Origin of the sequence: Pseudoalteromonas sp. S1610, from assembly GCF_005887465.1 — a bacterium.
GTDB classification, from domain to species: domain Bacteria; phylum Pseudomonadota; class Gammaproteobacteria; order Enterobacterales; family Alteromonadaceae; genus Pseudoalteromonas; species Pseudoalteromonas undina.
Genome location: NZ_PNDI01000010.1, coordinates 268,922 through 287,476 on the forward strand (window position 1 = coordinate 268,922; position 18,555 = coordinate 287,476).

The 18,555-nt window shown below is 39.7% G+C and carries 17 protein-coding genes; 9 read left to right on the plus strand and 8 right to left on the minus strand.

Going from position 1 to position 18,555, the window contains the following annotated elements; translation table 11 throughout:
• Positions 1-89: 89 nt before the first annotated feature.
• From CWB77_RS05915 to CWB77_RS05950, 8 genes are all read left to right on the plus strand, one after another.
• The gene (locus CWB77_RS05915; protein WP_109875159.1) at positions 90-2,075 is read left to right on the plus strand and encodes a ligand-gated channel protein; all 1,986 of its coding nucleotides are present in this window, start codon (positions 90-92) and stop codon (positions 2,073-2,075) included.
• Positions 2,076-2,340: 265 nt separating this feature from the next.
• On the plus strand, positions 2,341-3,195 hold the full coding sequence (locus CWB77_RS05920; protein ID WP_138621805.1) for a PA4780 family RIO1-like protein kinase: 855 nt from the start codon (positions 2,341-2,343) through the stop codon (positions 3,193-3,195).
• Positions 3,196-3,515: 320 nt separating this feature from the next.
• A complete protein-coding gene (locus tag CWB77_RS05925; protein WP_122974574.1) occupies positions 3,516-3,965 on the plus strand; it encodes a hypothetical protein in 450 nt (149 codons plus the stop codon).
• A 114-nt stretch (positions 3,966-4,079) separates the two neighbouring features.
• Positions 4,080-4,838 carry a hypothetical protein gene (locus CWB77_RS05930; RefSeq protein ID WP_138621807.1) on the plus strand — a complete coding sequence of 253 codons (759 nt, stop codon included), beginning with the start codon at positions 4,080-4,082 and terminating at the stop codon, positions 4,836-4,838.
• Positions 4,839-4,948: 110 nt separating this feature from the next.
• Positions 4,949-5,392 carry a T6SS immunity protein Tdi1 domain-containing protein gene (locus tag CWB77_RS05935; protein ID WP_138621809.1) on the plus strand — a complete coding sequence of 148 codons (444 nt, stop codon included), beginning with the start codon at positions 4,949-4,951 and terminating at the stop codon, positions 5,390-5,392.
• Positions 5,393-6,124: 732 nt separating this feature from the next.
• Complete coding sequence (locus CWB77_RS18590) at positions 6,125-6,583, plus strand: hypothetical protein (RefSeq protein WP_010389244.1); 459 nt, start codon at positions 6,125-6,127, stop codon at positions 6,581-6,583.
• Between the two features lie 125 nt (positions 6,584-6,708).
• Positions 6,709-7,074 carry an energy transducer TonB gene (locus CWB77_RS05945; protein WP_171043254.1) on the plus strand — a complete coding sequence of 122 codons (366 nt, stop codon included), beginning with the start codon at positions 6,709-6,711 and terminating at the stop codon, positions 7,072-7,074.
• Positions 7,074-7,322 carry a hypothetical protein gene (locus tag CWB77_RS05950; RefSeq protein ID WP_109875164.1) on the plus strand — a complete coding sequence of 83 codons (249 nt, stop codon included), beginning with the start codon at positions 7,074-7,076 and terminating at the stop codon, positions 7,320-7,322. The genes CWB77_RS05945 and CWB77_RS05950 overlap by 1 nt, the downstream gene beginning before the upstream one ends.
• A 137-nt stretch (positions 7,323-7,459) precedes the next feature.
• Here the strand turns inward: CWB77_RS05950 and CWB77_RS05955 are convergent, their stop codons facing one another.
• From CWB77_RS05955 to CWB77_RS05975, 5 genes are all read right to left on the minus strand, one after another.
• A complete protein-coding gene (locus CWB77_RS05955; protein ID WP_138621811.1) occupies positions 7,460-9,049 on the minus strand; it encodes a tetratricopeptide repeat-containing sulfotransferase family protein in 1,590 nt (529 codons plus the stop codon).
• Between the two features lie 110 nt (positions 9,050-9,159).
• On the minus strand, positions 9,160-11,574 hold the full coding sequence (locus tag CWB77_RS05960; RefSeq protein ID WP_138621813.1) for a TonB-dependent receptor: 2,415 nt from the start codon (positions 11,572-11,574) through the stop codon (positions 9,160-9,162).
• Positions 11,575-11,908: 334 nt separating this feature from the next.
• Positions 11,909-12,775, minus strand: coding sequence for an EamA family transporter (locus tag CWB77_RS05965; RefSeq protein WP_075169974.1), 867 nt, complete (start codon positions 12,773-12,775; stop codon positions 11,909-11,911).
• 174 nt (positions 12,776-12,949) lie between these two features.
• Entirely contained in the window at positions 12,950-13,948 is a 999-nt protein-coding gene (locus tag CWB77_RS05970) for a Gfo/Idh/MocA family protein (protein WP_138621815.1), read from the minus strand.
• A gap of 36 nt (positions 13,949-13,984) precedes the next feature.
• Complete coding sequence (locus CWB77_RS05975; RefSeq protein ID WP_138621817.1) at positions 13,985-14,986, minus strand: AraC family transcriptional regulator; 1,002 nt, start codon at positions 14,984-14,986, stop codon at positions 13,985-13,987.
• Positions 14,987-15,073: 87 nt separating this feature from the next.
• Between CWB77_RS05975 and CWB77_RS05980 the strand changes: the two genes are divergently transcribed.
• Entirely contained in the window at positions 15,074-16,672 is a 1,599-nt protein-coding gene (locus tag CWB77_RS05980; RefSeq protein ID WP_138621819.1) for a GMC family oxidoreductase, read from the plus strand.
• Here CWB77_RS05980 and CWB77_RS05985 read toward each other — a convergent pair.
• The 3 genes from CWB77_RS05985 to CWB77_RS05995 all read right to left on the minus strand — a co-directional run bounded on the left by CWB77_RS05985 (position 16,664) and on the right by CWB77_RS05995 (position 18,354).
• The gene (locus CWB77_RS05985) at positions 16,664-17,473 is read right to left on the minus strand and encodes a class I SAM-dependent methyltransferase (RefSeq protein ID WP_138621919.1); all 810 of its coding nucleotides are present in this window, start codon (positions 17,471-17,473) and stop codon (positions 16,664-16,666) included. The genes CWB77_RS05980 and CWB77_RS05985 overlap by 9 nt on opposite strands.
• Position 17,474: 1 nt before the next feature.
• Positions 17,475-17,867, minus strand: a complete 393-nt coding sequence (locus tag CWB77_RS05990) for a hypothetical protein (RefSeq protein ID WP_010389232.1) — start codon at positions 17,865-17,867, stop codon at positions 17,475-17,477.
• Positions 17,868-17,934: 67 nt separating this feature from the next.
• Positions 17,935-18,354, minus strand: a complete 420-nt coding sequence (locus CWB77_RS05995; protein ID WP_138621821.1) for a DUF3429 domain-containing protein — start codon at positions 18,352-18,354, stop codon at positions 17,935-17,937.
• Between the last annotated feature and the right edge of the window lie 201 nt (positions 18,355-18,555).

The following is an 18,555-nucleotide window of genomic DNA, read 5'->3' on the forward strand; positions in this document are numbered from 1 at the left end:
AAAATAACGTTGTGAGAAAGGGAACTTCTCACTATTATCGCAAACGCTAATTATTATCATTTACAAGCTAAATGTCACGGAGAAATATCATGAACACGGTAAGTTGTAAGTTAAGGCCGGTAACTGCATTTATTTTAAGTACTTTTGCAATTGCTAACCCTGCTTTTGCTGATGAAAAAAAACAAGATATGGAAGTAATGGTTGTCACTGCTTCTGGTTACGAACAAATGCTCAAAGAGGCACCTGCAAGTATTAGTGTTATCGACAGAGCGCAGCTAGAAAAACGCTTTTATCGTGACTTAACCGACGCAATGGCTGATATCCCGGGTGTAATAGTGACTGGCGGAGGTGACAGAAAAGATATTAGCTTGCGTGGTATGGCAAGCCAATACACGCTTATTTTAATTGATGGGCAACGCCAAAGTTCAAGAGAAACACGACCAAATAGTGATGGCCCGGGGGTAGAAGGTGCTTGGACGCCGCCAATTTCAGCGATTGAACGTATTGAAGTAATACGTGGCCCTATGTCGTCGTTGTATGGCTCTGATGCTATTGGTGGTGTGATCAATATTATTACCCGTAAAGCGCCAGAGCAGTGGTATGGAGAACTGCGTTTAGACAGCACCATTCAAGAGCAAAGCCAGTCAGGTGATATAAACCAAGCCAGCTTTTTCACTTCTGGTGGCATTATTCCAGATCTATTGGGCGTGCAATTATACGGTCAATTTTCAAAGCGAAATGAAGATGATTTTACTGCAGGATTTCGAGGCAAAGAACAAAGTAACGTAAAAGCTAAGTTCACATTAACACCTAATGATAGTCACGAATTAATGTTTGAACTTGGCTCGGCAAAACAAACATTAGATGAAACCCTCGGCAAAACAGTTGCCGAGCTTGCTCCAGGAGAAAGTTGTGGTCGACGTGGCTGCCCTGAATCAGCAACTACTGAGTATGAGCAACAAACATACTCTATGTCACACAATGGTTTTTATGACTTTGGATCGTCGCGTAGTTACATTAAATACGATAAGTTTGATAATAACTCACGTGAAATGTTTGTCGAAAATACCGACATTCAAACAACTTGGAGTTTACCGCTATTTAGTGATCATAACTCTACGTTTGGTGCGACCTATTTAAAAGAGTCATTGGATGATTATACAAGTAATAAAATTAGCGACTTAACCCATGTAGAAAACGAGCAATGGTCTGTTTTTGGTGAAAACGAATGGGCAGCAACGGATGACTTTAAGCTCACCGCAGGCCTACGTTACGATCATGATGGCAATTTTGCCGGTCATTGGAGTCCACGTTTATACGGTGTTTATAGCGCATCTAAAGCGATCACCATCAAAGGCGGCATATCAACGGGTTTCCGTGCGCCAAATATTCGCCAATCTACCGCCCAATGGGGACAAGTGAGTCGTGGCGGTAATATTTATGGTAACCCTGACTTAAAGCCTGAGCAATCAGTCAACTATGAAATGGGTGTTTACTATGATTCTGGACGCGATTTAAGCATATCGACAACCGTTTTTTATAATGAATTTGATGACAAAATAACCCGTATAGCATGCCCATTAACGCAGTGCACAGATGGCCCAAATCAGTTCGGTTCCATGCCAACTACCTACATTAATGTGGATGAAGCCATAACCCAAGGTATTGAGCTATCAGTAGATTACGATATTTCAACTGAAATTGATGTGAGTGCCAGTTATACCTACACCGACTCAGAGCAAAAAACCGGTGAATATAAGGGGAGCCCACTTAATCAGCTACCAAAACATAGTTTACAAACGTCTTTAAATTGGCGTCCAACAGATAAGTTAGGCGGATGGTTACGCGTGCAATATCGTGGTGAAGAAAGCCAGCCAACGACAGGGCCTTCACAAAGCAGTTTAATTGCTCCTGATTATACCATTGCCAATTTAGGTGCTAATTATCAGCTAAGTGACAGCGTTAAACTCGGTGCTGGAATTTACAACTTGCTTGATAAAGAGATCACAGAGCAAGAGTATGGCTATGTTGAAGATGGTCGCCGTTATTGGGCGTCTTTAGTGTGGCAGTTCTAAACACTTAATAATACAAAGTAAACGAGTACGCTAAACCGTACTCGTTTTTTGGTTTTATCTAGGCTCTTGTTCAATAATACTTAAAAAGCACAAAAGGCGGTTGGCTTTTTCTGTGTAGTCGCTTATTCTAGCAGCGTATTTAGTCATTAAATGTAACTTTAAAGTTTACTAATAATTTATAACTTTCTTCAATCCCCAAAGGTATGCCTCGTTTGAACCACATAGCAAAACAAAAAGCCAACCCTGTATTTTTAGTAGGTGTCGTTTGAAAATACCTAAACGCTTACAGCCATTAGTTGATGATGGTTTTATTGATGAAGTGATCAGCCGTTTGATGAGCGGTAAAGAGGCCGATGTATTTGTAATCGCCTGTGGCGATGACATTCGCTGCGCTAAAGTATACAAAGATGCCAGTAAGCGCAGTTTTAAAAAAGCTGCACAGTACCAAGAAGGACGAAAAGTACGTGGTGGCCGCCAAGCCCGTGCTATGGGTAAACGTTCAAGTTACGGCCGTCAATTAGAAGAAGAAATTTGGCAAAATGCCGAGGTTGACGCGCTGTCGCGTTTATCCTCAGCAGGTGTTCGGGTACCGCAAACTTACGGGTGCATTGACGGTGTATTGCTAATGGAACTTGTAAGCGATGATGAAGGCGATGTTGCACCACAACTTGGCGCGGTTGATTTAACCGAGCAACAAGCCATTGAGCAGCATACATTAATGATGCATTACATCAAGCTCATGCTGTGCGCAGGGATTATTCACGGTGACTTATCTGAATTTAACGTACTTGTAGATAGCAACGGCCCAGTAATTATTGATTTACCCCAAGCGGTTAACGCCTCTGCTAATAATAGCGCCGAAGCCATGTTTGCTCGCGACGTTAATAATATGCGCCGTTATTATGGCCAATTTGCACCGGCGTTATTACACACGCAATACGCCAAAGAAATGTGGGCATTGTTTGCAGATGCTAACTTAACCCCGCACTCAAAACTCAGTGGCGAATTTGAAGACGACAACGAAGCTGCAGATGTAGACTCAGTACTTGACGAAATTCAAGCCGCCTTTGATGAAGAGCAAGAGCGTAAAGAACGCATTCGCGACGCCGATGAGCAATAACCCTTAATTTACGTGCTGAGTTTTGATTATTAGATCAAAACTTAGCATGTAGGTATGAGTGATAACCGGGCATTGAGATTGGCAAAAAAAATCGTCGTTAATTAATTAGCTAAATAGCCCTTTGCTCATATATTCATGAAAATGAGCGCTGCGCGCATATTGGTTCATTTAACTCTACCTAAAAATTTTAGAAAACGTAGTGATAGTAATGTCTTAGGTTATTTGCTAAAACTATATAAAGTAGGTAAATGAGCGTTAAGTCGGCAGAAATATGCGCGATGAGCGCACTATTAAATTGTTAGGCATATACAAGAAGTATTGTGTTAGATTCAAGACCGAATAAACCTCTCATACTAGGCGCATTATTCAGCGCAGTTGCTGCTTTAGCTCATTTGGGCTGCATTATATTTGGTGGTGATTGGTATCGCTTCTTCGGTGCGGGGGAGCAAATGGCTAAGATGGCTGAAGCAGGTGATTCTCACCCTACAATTGTTACATCTGTTTTAGTTTTAATTCTTTCAATTTGGTCTGTTTACGGGCTGTCTGGTGCAAGATTAATCACTAAGCTACCACTTTTACGGACTGCTTTAGTTCTCATATCATTAATTTATGTATTACGTGGTGTGTTATTCGTAGCATTAATGTCTATGTTTCCTGAAAATAGCATAACATTTTGGCTTGTAAGTTCAGCAATATGTTTAAGTATCGGTATGTTATATTCAATTGGCACTTATCAAAGTTGGTCAAAGTTAAGTGTAAAATATGCCTAACAAGTCATTTCAGCAGGACAAAAAACAGCTGGTTTTTGCTCGTGCCTCGCTAATTTTAACCAGCTATTTTATTGCCTCTGAATGAGGCGTTAGCACTATCAAAATGGAGTTTCGGTGTTTAATCAAATAGAAGTAAAAGAATTCCTGATTAAAATTGGCAAAAGATGGCTGTTTCCTGATCTATCAAACAAAATAACTTGGTTTGTTATTTCAGTTGGTGGAACCATCTTATTAACACCTGTTGTATTGAAACAATTATTTTATAATTGGCTCGTTGATACTATTAACTTAAATTCAGGTCAATATTTCACGTTAGCAGAGCTTCAATCGGATTCACCTGATTACATTATAGGAACAAGCCTTATGGTTTTGGGCTTGGTGCATAATATTGTGAATCGTTACTTTTTATACAAAACGGCTGTTACAGAGCAAAAAGAATTAGAAGCCTTAAATGAAGTGGATAGGGATTTGTTCAAAGAATTTCTATCAGTTTTCCCATCAGACTCCTTATCAATTGAATTGCTTAGAGATCATGATTTTGGTAATTCTTACCACGAAAACGGTACGACTCAATTAGATATATTTGTGAACACATGGAATACCGCAGAAAAAGAGTTCTTAGATGCCGCACTAGAAACTCCAAAAAAAGAGCTTTGGTCTAAATGTCGTAAGTTTGTTTATGAGCTAGCATGTGGTTCTCATTTTATTGGCTCAGGTCCAATATTGACATGTATTCCAAATGCATACCGTGGAACTGATGACTGGCCTCAACATGTTGATGATAAGCTTAAAATGTTAAATGATTTAGCTACTGAATGTTATGAATTACATAGAGACTTTGTGCTTCTATCTCGGCGTAAATTGAAGTGCTAACAAGTCATTTCAGCAGGACAAAAAACAGTTGGTTTTTGCTCGTGCCTCGCTTATTTTAACCAACTATTTTATTGCCTCTGAATGAGGCGTTAGCTTTCTAGGAAGTTCAGATGACATTAAATGACTTAACGGTAAATTTCTCGCACCTTGAACGAGACTCTCTGTTACCTGAATGGGAGTGGTTATTGGATGGAGAATATTTACCTATATTGCTTTCAGCTTCCGGTGATGCATTTGTTCAAAATATAAATAATGGCCAAGTTTGGTGGCTAGACTCAGGAGGCGGTGAGTTCTCACAAGTAGCGGAGACACCTGAAGGCTTCAATGAGTTGTTAGCCAATAAAGAGTTCGTTATAGAATACTTTGCAGTTCAAATGGTAGGTGATTTAATAAAATCAGGTAAATCATTATCACACAACCAAATTTATAGCTTAACAAAACCTTGGCTGTTGGGTGGTGAGTATAAAATTGAAAATATTGAACCAACTGATATTGAGGTTCATTTTTCCCTAACAGGTCAAGTGGCACAACAAGTTGGTGTAAGCGAAAGCTAACAAGGCCGTTAAACAAAGGACACAAAATAGCAGGCTGTGCTCCTTCGTCGCTAATTTTAGCCTGCTATTTTGTGTCGTTTACGGCAAGCGTTAGCATTAAGGAGTTAATTTGGATAGTCTATTGAAAATAACATCGCTACTTAATTTTTTAATTTATACCGTTGTGGCGATCTTTATTCTGATATCTCAGGGTGAATTTTATGAAAACCATTATTGGTTTTTAATTGCTTTTTTGGGTGTTTCTATAGCAGCGTCAAACTTAAAGCCCGTTAATGATGTACTTGTTGGTATTCTATTCTCAGGGCTTACAGCTAATCTCTTATTAGTTGCCTCGGTATCAACAGGTATAAAAATCAATAGTGCTACATTTTTGATTTTTTTCGGGTACTTATGCGCAGGCTGCTTTTCTGTATGGTTCTTTATCGCACGGAATAAGTATCAGAGTTTTAATGCTAACAAGTGACTATGGTGCTCAATGTCCTCTCATAGCACACAGGCATACTTCGGCAAAGAGCGATGAACGATCATTCAGGTGAGTCGTTTTTAACTTAGTAAGAATAAAAAGAAACCCTCCCTTTTTTACATAGCGAAATAACCTACATTAAGCATAAAATTTATAGCTGGTAATAACTTACACTATTTGTTATTAATATATGTTAATAAAATAATGGTATTTTCACGCTGGAATGTGGAAAGTGTTAACTGATAAAGCGGTTGTATGTACAAGGAGTTATGGTGAAGAAATTCTTCAAATATCTAGGTTTTGGAATTTTAAGTGTTGTTATATTTTTCATTGGTATTGGAGTTGTTGCATCCATAAATACTGTTGATAAAGAGGCCGTCTTTGAGCCTTTTATTGTAAAGGCAATCCCTAAGTTAACAACGTGGGAAGTAACTCCTTTTAAAGAGCTAATGTCTGAACAAGGTTACACTAGTGCAACTTCAGAGCAATGGGAGTTGTACGTAAAAAAGGTTGCTAAATTAGGTGTATTTCAATCAGTCGGTAAAGCAGAGTTGCAAAATTGGAAAACGTTATCTCCAGTTGGTAGCTCAAGTGTGACATATGCTGTTTATCAGGTACCTGTAACCTTTGATACAGGATTAGCTCATATTCAATTAGGTTTGCAGTCATCTGACGGTAAAGTTGAAATAAATAGTATAAAGTTTTTATCTGATTTGTTAATGCAATAGTACATATAACAAGGCCATAAATTATTGAATGCATAATAGTTGGTCTTGTTTCGTGATGCTGCACACCTTAGTAAACTTAGCCACCAGTTGTACATTTTATTTAGCTATATTTTTAGGGGTAGTCTTTGAAGTACATAACTATATTTTTAGTCCTTTTACTGGTTGGTTGTAATAGTACTAATGAAGCGGCAAATTCAAGTATTGTGTATATCAATGCGCAAACAGATTCACCTGCTAAATGGGTTGTGAAGATTGAACCAAAATATCCTGAAGATGCAGCTAAAAATAGCGTAGAGGGCTACTTAAAATTCAAAGCAATAGTGAATGAAGTTGGAGCGTTAGAAAGAGTTGAAGTAATTGAACCTACTCCAAAAGGTGTATTTGAAAAGGAAGGTTTACGGGCTTTAAAGCTATGGCGATTTAAGCCTGCGTTATTAAATGGTAGGCTGGTTAAGGTTGAGTACGCTGGTACTCTTGAGTGGAGGTTATAATGTCTCTAGATATGAGCATATCATGGAGATCTAAGCAACCTAAACAAAAACGATGTGATAGGTGTGAACTGTATTATTCTGAGTTTTTGGATAAATGTACGCATTGTTCCGATTTAAACGAAGCACAATTACTTATGCTTAAGGCTAAACATCAAGAATCTCTTAAACACAATGCTAAGCTTGGTAAATATTTATTTATAGCTGCTGTTGTAATTGGTGTATTACTTTTTGTTAGTTTTTTATGGTAGCGTTGGGTTTTTCCTTAAGTGGAGTAGGGTAAGTTAACAGAGAAAAAACCTTTAATACATTGAGCCTAAAAACTTATATCCATCCGGTAACTTTAAAATTAATCACAATGAACTACCCGTCCACGTAACATTTGTTGTTATTTCATTAAACCTATAACTCCTTCATTAACTAAATGGGTCTGCGCTTCATCTGTATGGGGCTTAAAATTCTTCCAGCGGCCTATGGCCTTGTTGTTAAGCGGTTGGCGCACTTGCATTTTGCTAGCGGTTGATACCGGTGCGGTGTTTAAATGAAAATCAAGGCACTGTGGTTGCCAGTCTAAATCGCAATAGCTCACTAACTCTTTTATTTTTTGCTCTGGTGCGGCGATGAGTTCTTCGTATTTTACTAGTTTAATATTGCTGTGCAGGGCGCTAAAGTGCTGCATCAGTTTATAAAAACTGCTGTAAAATTTAGCGGTGTCGAGTAAGTCTAACGAGTACGCGTAGTAGGGGTTGTTAATGGTAAATAGCTGACGATAGTTACCAATACAGGTGTCCATGGGGTCGCGAAGTAGGCAAATTATTTTGGCGTTTGGTAGGGCTTTGGTAATTAAATCAATATAAAAAAAGTTAAACGGTAGTTTATCAATAAAGTGTTTATGACTGCCGGTTACAACACGGGTTGCTTCAAGATAAGTGCTGCCAAGTTTTGCAAAATCAAGGTGGTAAGCTTGGCTTAAGGTGTCTATATCGAGTACTTGAGGCGTGTGCGTTTGGCTAAGTTTTTTTACACTTAGGCCAAAGTCTTGCAGCTCGCCCGCCGATTGTACGTCGGTGTGGCTTGATAAAATGCGTTCAACTAATGTGGTGCCAGAGCGCGGCATGCCTAATACAAAAATTGGCTCACTGCTTTGGTTGCCAGCTGTTTGTTGGTTTTTGTATTTATCACCGAGCTGTTTTATATGTGCAAATAAAGCCTCAGACGCTTGGTTATCAAACGCCTTATTAGCGAGTTTTGCTGCTTTACCTTGTTGTAACGCGGTAAAGGCTGCTGAAAACTCTCCTAAGTCTTGATATTCTTTTGCCAGCGCATGACCTATATGCAGTTTAGCGTCGGGATGATTGACCTGTTCGAATACATTTTTTAATCGCGTGATGTGGTTATTATGTTCGGTGACTTTAGTTAAATCGGCTAAGGCAAAATGACTTTGATGATGAAGCGGGTTCAGTGCAATGGCATTTTCAAACGCTTGCTGTGCTTTATCAAACTGGCCTAAAAACTTAGCGCATACTCCATAGTTATAATAAAACTGCGGTTGGCTGCTGTTACTCGCCTCAGCTAAATTTAACGCGCATGTAAAGTAGTCAGCAGCATGCTGATGTAAACCCGCTTGGGTGATCGCGACGCCTAATGTATCGGCATCAAGTGCTTTACTAATATGTTCAATATTAACGCTGAGGGCGGTGTTTTTTGCTTTTTGTAAGTCGCCGGTAAGGGCGTAACACTTGGCAAGTTGTGCTGTATATTCAATAGACTGGGTAAAGCTTAATGCTTTTTCAATTAGCTTTATGGCTTTATAAATTTGGCCAACCTGTAAATTAACCATAGCTAGCAAAAAGTAGCCATCAGCAAAGTCAGGCTGCTGTGTCACTAGCTCAACCAGTGCTTTATGCGCTTGCTGAATATTGCCTTGGTTTAGACTGTTTATAGCGCTTTGGTGTAGTTGCTTTAAGTTTGGCTGCATGAATACTCTTATAAATAATGTACTTACAAATAAAAAGGCTCAAAATTAATTTGAGCCTCTTGATTGTACTTAAACTTATCGTTTAATTACATTTCAAACTTGTCGCTTAATTATATTTCAAACTGATAGTTAAATTTAATGCCAACAGTAAGCGGGCGATTAATAAAGTAACCATAGTTACGTTGTATGTCTGCGCCATTGGCTGTTGTAATATCCGCATCTGAGCGACGAACAGAGGTAACCGCATATTTATTAAATAGGTTATCTACATATAACGTAGTCGACCACGCATCGGCGGTTAATTTAGCTGAAATATTACTTAAGCTATAACCTGGGAGTGCTTCACCGTTGTCACGTAGGCCTACTTTTGAAATTACATCACTTTGTGCGGTTAAACCATAGTTAATATCAAGGGTTTTGTCGTTAAACACTTCTGTTTGGTAGTTAATCCCCATAGAGAACTGGTGCTCAGGTGAGCCCGGTAAACGGTCGCCATCTACCGCACCATTAGTGCCATCGGCATTAAATAAATACGGAGCGTCTGAGGTTAGCTCTGCTTTTGTATAGGCATAAGTTGCATAGGCAGTAAACGAGTCTGATAAAATTGCACGCGTGGCAATTTCAATCCCTTTCGCATTTGCGCTACCAGCATTTGATAAGTAAGGTAATTGGCCTACTGTTGTTGCACCGGCAATTTGTGCGTTATCCCAATCTACATTGAATAGTGCGGCATTAAAGTGTAGCTGGCTTCTCATCCAGGTACTTTTAAAGCCTAGCTCATAGTTGGTGGTTGTATCTGCATCGTATAGCATTTCATCTGGTGTACCACAGCCTGTTTGTTGGTCTTCAGGTAGAGGTGTTGGGCAAGGCACTAAGCCATTTGAGCCACCAATTCTAAATCCTTCACTTATAGTTGCATACGCCATTACTGAATCTGTAAATTGGTATTTAGCATTAAATTTGAACAGATTACCGTTGTCACCGGCTTCGTTCTCTTCAAAGTTAACTGAAATTTCATCAGGTGCAGCACCTTCATACAAGGTATTTGCTAATGGGAAATCAAAAGCCGCTTTTGATTCTACGTCGTATTCGTAAAAGCGCGCGCCAATGGTAATGTCGAGTTTATCGGTTACTTGGTAACCCACTTCACCAAAAAGTGCTGATTCAGTGACTTTGCTACCAGTAATTTCTAAATATTCTAAAGAGTCTGGTCTTAGCTGTGCGCCACCAAAGTTGTCAACCGCGAACTGATCAAAGCCTGGCGTAAACTCTCTGCTTGATGCGTCGGTATCGGTTTTATTGTAAAAACCACCAACAATCCAGTTTAAATCGCTATCACTTTGTGAGACCAAACGTAGCTCTTGAGTAAAGGTATCGACTTCGTCTAATTCACGGGTAAATGCCGAAAACGAAGGAAACTCTTCGTAGCCATAGTCTAAACGAATTAAAAGGTCAGTTTGATCTCGTTGACCATCGGCTTCAAAGTGTGAAATACCGGTAGCTGATACCAGCTCAGCAAAACCTAAGTCGGCTTTAAGTTCGAGGCTCAGTAATTGATCTTCTTTTTCCCGTGGCTCTTCAAAACGGTACGCTGACTCGTATTTGCCGATACGATCATTTAAACCATTATTTTCGTTAAGGCTATTGTGATGAACAATTGAGCGGCCTTCGGTGTCTTGCTTTTGATAGAAGTAGTTTAATGTGCCTTCAAATGACTCATTTGCTTTGTAACGCAATGAAATACGCCCAGTTGTGGTGGTTTCACCGTTGGCGTCTTTTACATTTTTAAGATTGCTGTTTACTGCATCAAGGTTTGTCCAATCAGGGTCGGTAATCGACACACCTGGTTCACGAACTGTGTAGGCGTAGTCTATAAACCCTGGGTCTTCATAAATATTTAAACTGGTACGTACAGCCAGTTTGTCTTCAATTAATGGTAAGTTGAAGATAAAACCGGCTTCGCCACCGACCGAATCACTTTCTTGAGTTTGAAAAACATCACCAAATACTTCACCTGATATAAAATCAAGCTCTGGCTCTTTAAGCATGTAACGAATAGCGCCACCCAATGTGCCTGCGCCATACAATGTGCCTTGTGGTCCAATAAGTACTTCTACTCGTTCTACATCAACAAGGCGCATATCTACCGATACTGGAATTTCGTTAATGTAAGTGGCTACCGTGCCGCCATCTGATGACGGGCCTGATGAATTTGTATTTAATCCACGAACTATAATAGGTGAGCCAGAGCGACCACCTTGATCAGTAATTGTTAAACCTGGCACCCAACGCGCTACATCGGCTAATTCGCTGATATTTTGGTCTTTCATTACATCGGCATCAAGCGCAGTAATGTTAAGAGGCGCAGCCTGAATAGAGCCACTTCGGCGTGTTGCTGTAACCTCAATAACTTCAAGCGATTTATTTTTTTCAATAATTTGCTCTTGTGCTGTTGCATTACCGCTAAATAATACACCGCTCAGTGCGCTTGATACAGCCAAGGTTAACAGGCTTGGTTTAAACATAAAAATTGATCCCAGTTAGATTTAGTACGTTAATAAATGAGCGCTAATAATATCAGGGAGTTTTGTTGATGGAAATAAAAACATGAATTTTAATTCACTTTTTTAGAATAAAAATTAAGTTGTGGTTTTTTACTTAAATTTAAAGTTTAAATATAACAAGGTGTTTGTATAAATAATGCACACACCGCAAGTGGTATATATTGTTTTAAGTGCAACAATGAATGGTGTGAAAGGAGAGATAAAACGTAGGCTTAGTTATACTAAGAGGGAGTTGTAAAATAGGAGATGAGAAGTTGCGCCATGATAGTTCATGACGCAATTAAATTATTAAACTCTAACCAGCAGGCTGCTTTTTACCATTAGACATTGAACTACCTACCGAGGCAATAATCACCAGTAAAATAGCCAGCCACTGCCAAATGCTTAACAGTTCACCTAAAATAACTAAGCCAGCGAGTGCTGCAATTGCAGGCTCTAGGCTCATTACAATACTAAAACCTTGTGGCGACATATTACGTAAAGTAATCATTTCAAGAGTATAAGGCAGGGCGCTTGAAAGCACGGCGATAGCAATACCTAATGGAATAATATCCCAAGTAAATGCAGCACTTTGTGAAATGCCGCCATAAGGCACCAGCACGATGGCTGAAATGGTCATGCCCATCGCAACCGTTGCGCCACCAGAGCTTTGGCTGCCTGTTTTCTTACCAAATAAAATATAGCCAGCCCAACAGGCACCCGCTGCAAGTGCGAGCACTACACCGACTGGATCAAGGCTGTCTTGACCTTTCATATCAGGTAAAAGTAATAATATACCGGCCACTGCACAGGCAACCCAAAATAAGTCACGTTTTCTGCGAGAAGAAAACAACGCGACAGCTAATGGGCCTGTAAATTCAAGCGCAACCCCAATACCTAATGGGATACGTTCTATCGCGTAATAAAATAGAATATTCATGCCGCCTAAACTTAAGCCATAAATTAATATGGGTAAGCGTTGGCTTGCAACAGGGAAGTGTTTCCATGGTTTAAAAATCAAACACAAAATAGCGGCCGAAAACCCTAAACGTAAGGCTGTTGTGCCCTCAGGTCCAACAATAGGAAAAAGCTGTTTAGCCAGTGACGCGCCTGACTGAATCGTCATCATTGCTAGCAATATGCATAAAATAGCCAGTAATAGATCTTTGGTTGATTTTTGCATGGATGTCCTTAAAGATTGCGATGAATTTTGGCGGCATGTTACCTGCTTTTGATCTCAGAGGTAAGTCAAATTTTGTGATCTTTTTAAGCTTAATTCAAAATAGCAGTGTTTAGTAAAGTGAGCTCAAAGGCCAAGCGATAAAATACGCTTATCGCTTAGCCGGTAGTTTTTGTTTTATTCAGAGGATAAATCTGCTGGGTAAACAACACCAAGTTGTGCGCGTGCGGTGTCAAGTACTTGCATTACATCGACAGAAAGCTGATGAGTATTAACGCTAGACTCCCCCTGATTTTGCTCAATGGTATTGATAAAGTTCTCGAGTTCGTACTTCATAAAGTGCTCGTTAAATTCCGTGCTGATAAGCTCTTTATGACCATTGTTAGCAATAAACTCTATTTTTTTAAGCTGCGACACGGCTTCAATTCTAATTCGACCTAATTCCCCCTGAATTTCAGTGATATTTTCGCCTTGTGAAATTTTCGAATAGCTGATCACTGCTTGTCTGTCGGGATAATTTAAAAGCACATCGCCTGCACCATCTACACCACTTTCAAGTAATACGCCGCTGGCGTGAACAGAGCGTGGTGCTCCCCATAATGCAATAACGAGATAAAGTGGGTAAATACCCAAATCTAGTAAGGCACCATTAGCAAATTCAGGTAAAAAAGTATTAGGGCGCTCACCATTTTTATACTTGTCGTAACGTGATGAATACTGACTAAATTGACCAATAAACTTACGTGGTGTGCCTATTTTTTTTAGGGCAGCTTGTAAGTGCGCAAAATTAGGTAAGTGCGTTGTCATCATCGCTTCCATGTAAAGGCGCTGATGTTGCTTTGCCGCAGTTAAAATAGCCGCAAGTTGCTTGCTATTAGCCGCTGAGGGCTTTTCGCCTAATACGTGTTTGCCCGCTTTTAAACACTGTATTGCATATGCACTGTGCAGGCTATTTGGCGCCGCTATATAAACTACGTCTACTTGTTCATCTTGGCACACAGCATCAATAGAGGTAAAAATTTTAGCATCGGTATTTGTTGGATGATTAGCTAAAAAGCGCTCGCCGCTGCTTATTTGGCGAGAGCAAATACCGTATAAATTAAAATTGCTTAGTGTATTAGCCGCTGCCAATAAGGTGTCGCTAATAAAATTAGTACCTACAATTACAAAATTCATGTTTAGCCTTTTGCTGTTTTTAAACAAGGGCGCAGTTTAACAATGTTTGGCTCTAAATGCGCGGGCAGAGCAATTAAACCAACGTTTAATGCTAGTACATAATGTGGCTTGCTCCTGATAACCTAAAAGCTCTGAAATTTGAGTCACCGACAATTGGTTTTGTAATAAATAGTGCTCACATAAGGCGCGGCGAGTGGCGTCTTTGAGCTTTACAAAACTGGTATCGTGCTTTTTAAGTTCTCGGTGCAAGGTGCGAGGGTGAATATTAAGCGCAGCGGCAATAGTATTATTAGCGCTTTGAAATATCGGCAGCATAATGCGAATAAGCGCGCTTACCTGAGCGGGTAAAGATTGGCTATAAGCATTATTTTCAGCTAAAAAGTTAAGTGCTGCTTGGGTTTTATGTTGCTTAGTTACGTTAAGTGTTAAATCTAAGTCTTGTTTGGCAATTAATACACCGGCGCTATTTCTATGAGTAATAACCTTACAGCCAAAATGCTGGTGGTAGGTCTGCTTATTTGCGCCTAGGGTATGAGGTAAAAATACACTTTGTGGCTTACAACGGCCATTACTTATATTTTTTAAAGTGGCAATGGCCAATGCAATGGTGAGCTCTATTACTTGGTTTATTGCCGGTAATGGCCTGAGATTTATAGCGAATGATAAAAACACGTGCTCATTATCATCAAGTGGGTGAGTGGTTAAATTAAGCGCTGGCGTATGTAAGTGCAAATATTTTATCACCCAATCTAGCGCCTCGGCTAAATTAGTGCCTGTTTGAGCGGCTATTGCAATATGGCCTAAAATATCAAAGCTTTGCAGGCTTGCTAGTTTTAAACCAAAATTTGGACAATTCAGTGTATTGGCGCAATGCTCTAATAGCTGTGCATACGCGCGGTAAGTAAGGGTCTCTTGCTCTAGTTTATTAAAGTCCACATTAATGGCGCACTGCTGCATTATGGCAGCGAAACCTCCCCCAAGTTCTGCAATTAAATGGTCTATTCCTTGTAAAGAAGTGGCTCTAATTAAACGGCTCATAAAATATACTTTTGGTGAGGGTGTCTAAAAATAACAAGTTTTTATTCGATGTTCCATGCAAACTGGTTTTTTAATTGGAGAATAATTATGCATACCACTACATTTGATTACATTGTTGTTGGCGCAGGCAGTGCAGGCTGCGTTATTGCATCGCGATTATCTGAAAATAAAAATGTGAGTGTGTGCTTAATTGAAGCGGGCGGCAGTGATAAAGGTGCAATGGTTCAAATGCCTGCAGGGGTTGCTGCTAGTGTGCCTTATGGCATTAATAGCTGGCATTACAATACGGTACCTCAAAAAGAACTTAATAACCGCTGCGGATTTATGCCTCGTGGCAAAGTGCTTGGCGGTTCAAGCTCCATTAATGCTATGGTTTATATTCGGGGTAATAAGCACGACTATAATAGTTGGGCTGCACTGTGCAATGAGGGCTGGGATTATGAGAGTTTATTGCCTTATTTCATTAAAGCTGAAAATAATAAAACCTTTACTGAAAGTGATGTACACGGGGTTAATGGCCCTTTACATGTGCAGGATTTAAGCCTGCCAAGCCCTGTAAATCAGCTGTTTTTAAACGCCTGCGAACAACAAGGTGTACCGCACAATGGCGATATAAACGCAGGGCAGCAAGTGGGAGCCAGGTTATCGCAAGTGACTCAATATCAAGGGGAGCGTTGTAGCGCGGCAAAAGCGTATATAACCCCCCATTTAAATCGAAAAAACCTAACTGTGCTTAGCAAAGTACACGTTAATAAAGTACTTTTTTGCGATAAAACCGCAACCGGAGTCTCTGTTTCTATAAACAATAAGGCCGTTGTATTGCATGCAAAAAAAGAGGTGGTTTTAAGCGCTGGCGCAATTAACTCACCGCAAATTTTAATGCTATCGGGAGTTGGCCCTAAAGAGCAACTAAAGCAGCATAATATTGAAATAGTAAACGAGCTTTCTGGTGTTGGAGAGAACCTTCATGACCACTTAACCGTTGTGCCATTGTATAAAGCTAAATACAGTAAAGGCACATTTGGTATAAGTGCGGGTGGGGCGTTTAATATTGCAAAAGGATGCGTTGATTGGTTTGTAAAACGTGAAGGGCAGCTTACTAGTAATTTTGCAGAATCACATGCCTTTATAAAGCTATTTTCCGATTCAAAAGTACCCGACGTACAGCTTGAATTTGTAATTGGGCTGGTGGATGACCATAGCCGTAAACTGCACCTAGGCCATGGTTATAGTATTCACTGTAGTATTATGCAACCTAAAAGCCGTGGCATGATTCGATTAGCCGATGCTAACCCCTTGAGTGCTCCACTTATTGATCCTAATTATTTAAGCCACCCCGATGATTTAAACGTGATGTTAGCGGGGCTTAAAAAAACACTGCAGATTATGCAAAGTGAAGCATTTGATGTAATTAGAGGTAATATGGTTTACCCGCTAGATATTAACAATAATGAGCAGCTTATTGAGTATATTAGGCAAACGGCCGAGACTGAATATCACCCTGTAGGCACTTGTAAAATGGGGCAAGATGCCATGGCGGTAGTGAATAGCCAACTACAAGTACATGGCGTGAAAAATTTGCGTGTGGTTGATGCCTCAATTATGCCGCATATAATTACCGGCAACACCAATGCCGGTGTGATAGCCATTGCCGAAAAAGCAGCTGACTTAATTAAGCTAGCTTGACTTATAAAACGCTGTTAACCATTGCTGCCAGTCTTGCTCTAGTTTGATCATTTGCAGGTGTTTTTTAGCAGCAAAATGCTTGCTTTTATCCTCGTCAGCTAAAAACGGCCCTACACGACATAGCGAGCAATAATTATCGGATAAGTAAGCAGGCAAAGTTAACAAGCTAGCTAGTTCAGGTAAGGGTTTTTCACTAAATACATAGGTAATGCCGCTGGTGTCTTTAACGTGTTTATCACGGTCAACATTGCGAATTTTATAACCATTAAAGAGACTAATATCAAATGGCATTTGTCCCTGATATTGTGCGTTTAAATGGGTATTTAAACTGCCTTCAATATTCCATTCTCGATAAGGTTTAACATCTTTTGAAGTGATGAAACATAGCCCTGCACCTTGTGTATTTAAAGCAAACTCATTGGCGTATTTTATAAATTGATGCAGTAATGCGCGGTTAAGTACGTTCATGCTGGTATGGCGTGTATTGTGTTCAAATGCATCGCGACCAACAAACGCAGGAATAAGCGGAAATTGAAAAATAACCACATCAAAACTATGTAAATGCTGGCCGAGCGTTTGCCAACATTGTGGGTTGGTTACATCAAAGCTATTAAGTACTTCTACCTTTTGCGACTTTAAAGCATTGAGCGCATTGTCTGGGTACTTTTGCTCAATAGTTGATTGGTCGTCGTAAGTGGATGCCACTAACTTTTTTGGCTTAATATGACGATAAAGCGCATTTGAAAACGATAAATCGCCATCACCTACCGTAAGTATGTTCCAGTTTGGATTTAAATACATATTAGCGTGAAGATGTGTTTGGTTTTTCGGGCTCATCATTTTGCTGAGGTGCTTGATGCAACCTGTACATAGCTAAACGTGTTTTTAAACCCTCAATAGCAACCTGTTTTAAAATTAGGTTAAAGGTAATCAAAATAGCAAAAACAATGTGGATAGGACCATGGGTAAATCCTGCGTCAGGATCAAATATAGATAAGCCAAACAATACAAACAACACAACCATTAGTATTTCAATGAGTTGATTTGAATAAAAAGAAAGACGACCTTCGCTTTTATGATCTTTTTTTATGCTAATGGCACAAAAAAAAGGGATCACTTTTATTTTAAAAGCGGCGTTTTTTTCTACAAAATTCTCACCAAGGTCAGTAAGCTGTTGGCGCAATTGGTCTATCATGGGGTGTCCTCTCAATACAGTGCGCGGATGTTACCCTATTACAGACCAATGGTTAAGTAATGGCGTGTTATTTAGGGTAAATACTCATACCAATAATTAAGATATGACACACAAACACCACAGATGTGAGCACAAAGCGCATTTTTTGGTAATCTTTGTGGTAACCCTGCCAATGAATCGACGCTTTTTCGAAAATCAGAACCAACCAAAAACTCGCGCCTAACCACGCAAGCATCCACTCAATCGGCAAAAATGATAAAAACGGAATAGGAATGACCGGCAGCACAGCTTTAATGGCATCGGCAAAGCTTTGTTGCCCTGCATGCCATAAACTACCTGCCATAAACGCTAAAATAGCGATGCTGTAAAAACTAAAAAACTCTAAATTAACACTGTTACTGCCAAACATAAGTGGCCAACCCACACAGCCTAAAAACGGCAGCAAGCCCAAATAGCCTAGTTGAATGTGATTAACAAATTTTTTCATGGGTAAGCGCCTTAATCGAGTAGGTATTTCAACACTGCTAGTGTAACAAGGATAGATAGAGTTATCTTATAAAATTTATACAATGATTAAACGACCATGTTATTTATGACGATCACTCATTTTAATTAAAATAGTGTTTTTTGAAGCGCTAAGTTAGTGATTATTCGATTATTACCTATACTGATTGTGGGAATCACTAAA

Bases quoted from the DNA above. Each gene is read 5' to 3' on its own strand.
- CWB77_RS05915 (WP_109875159.1), top strand. From the start codon at position 90: ATGAACACGGTAAGTTGTAAGTTAAGGCCGGTAACTGCATTTATTTTA.
- CWB77_RS05935 (WP_138621809.1), top strand. From the start codon at position 4,949: ATGACATTAAATGACTTAACGGTAAATTTCTCGCACCTTGAACGAGAC.
- CWB77_RS18590 (WP_010389244.1), top strand. From the start codon at position 6,125: ATGGTGAAGAAATTCTTCAAATATCTAGGTTTTGGAATTTTAAGTGTT.
- CWB77_RS05950 (WP_109875164.1), top strand. From the start codon at position 7,074: ATGTCTCTAGATATGAGCATATCATGGAGATCTAAGCAACCTAAACAA.
- CWB77_RS05955 (WP_138621811.1), bottom strand. From the start codon at position 9,049: ATGCAGCCAAACTTAAAGCAACTACACCAAAGCGCTATAAACAGTCTA.
- CWB77_RS05960 (WP_138621813.1), bottom strand. From the start codon at position 11,574: ATGTTTAAACCAAGCCTGTTAACCTTGGCTGTATCAAGCGCACTGAGC.
- CWB77_RS05965 (WP_075169974.1), bottom strand. From the start codon at position 12,775: ATGCAAAAATCAACCAAAGATCTATTACTGGCTATTTTATGCATATTG.
- CWB77_RS05970 (WP_138621815.1), bottom strand. From the start codon at position 13,948: ATGAATTTTGTAATTGTAGGTACTAATTTTATTAGCGACACCTTATTG.
- CWB77_RS05975 (WP_138621817.1), bottom strand. From the start codon at position 14,986: ATGAGCCGTTTAATTAGAGCCACTTCTTTACAAGGAATAGACCATTTA.
- CWB77_RS05980 (WP_138621819.1), top strand. From the start codon at position 15,074: ATGCATACCACTACATTTGATTACATTGTTGTTGGCGCAGGCAGTGCA.
- CWB77_RS05985 (WP_138621919.1), bottom strand. From the start codon at position 17,473: ATGTATTTAAATCCAAACTGGAACATACTTACGGTAGGTGATGGCGAT.
- CWB77_RS05990 (WP_010389232.1), bottom strand. From the start codon at position 17,867: ATGATAGACCAATTGCGCCAACAGCTTACTGACCTTGGTGAGAATTTT.
- CWB77_RS05995 (WP_138621821.1), bottom strand. From the start codon at position 18,354: ATGAAAAAATTTGTTAATCACATTCAACTAGGCTATTTGGGCTTGCTG.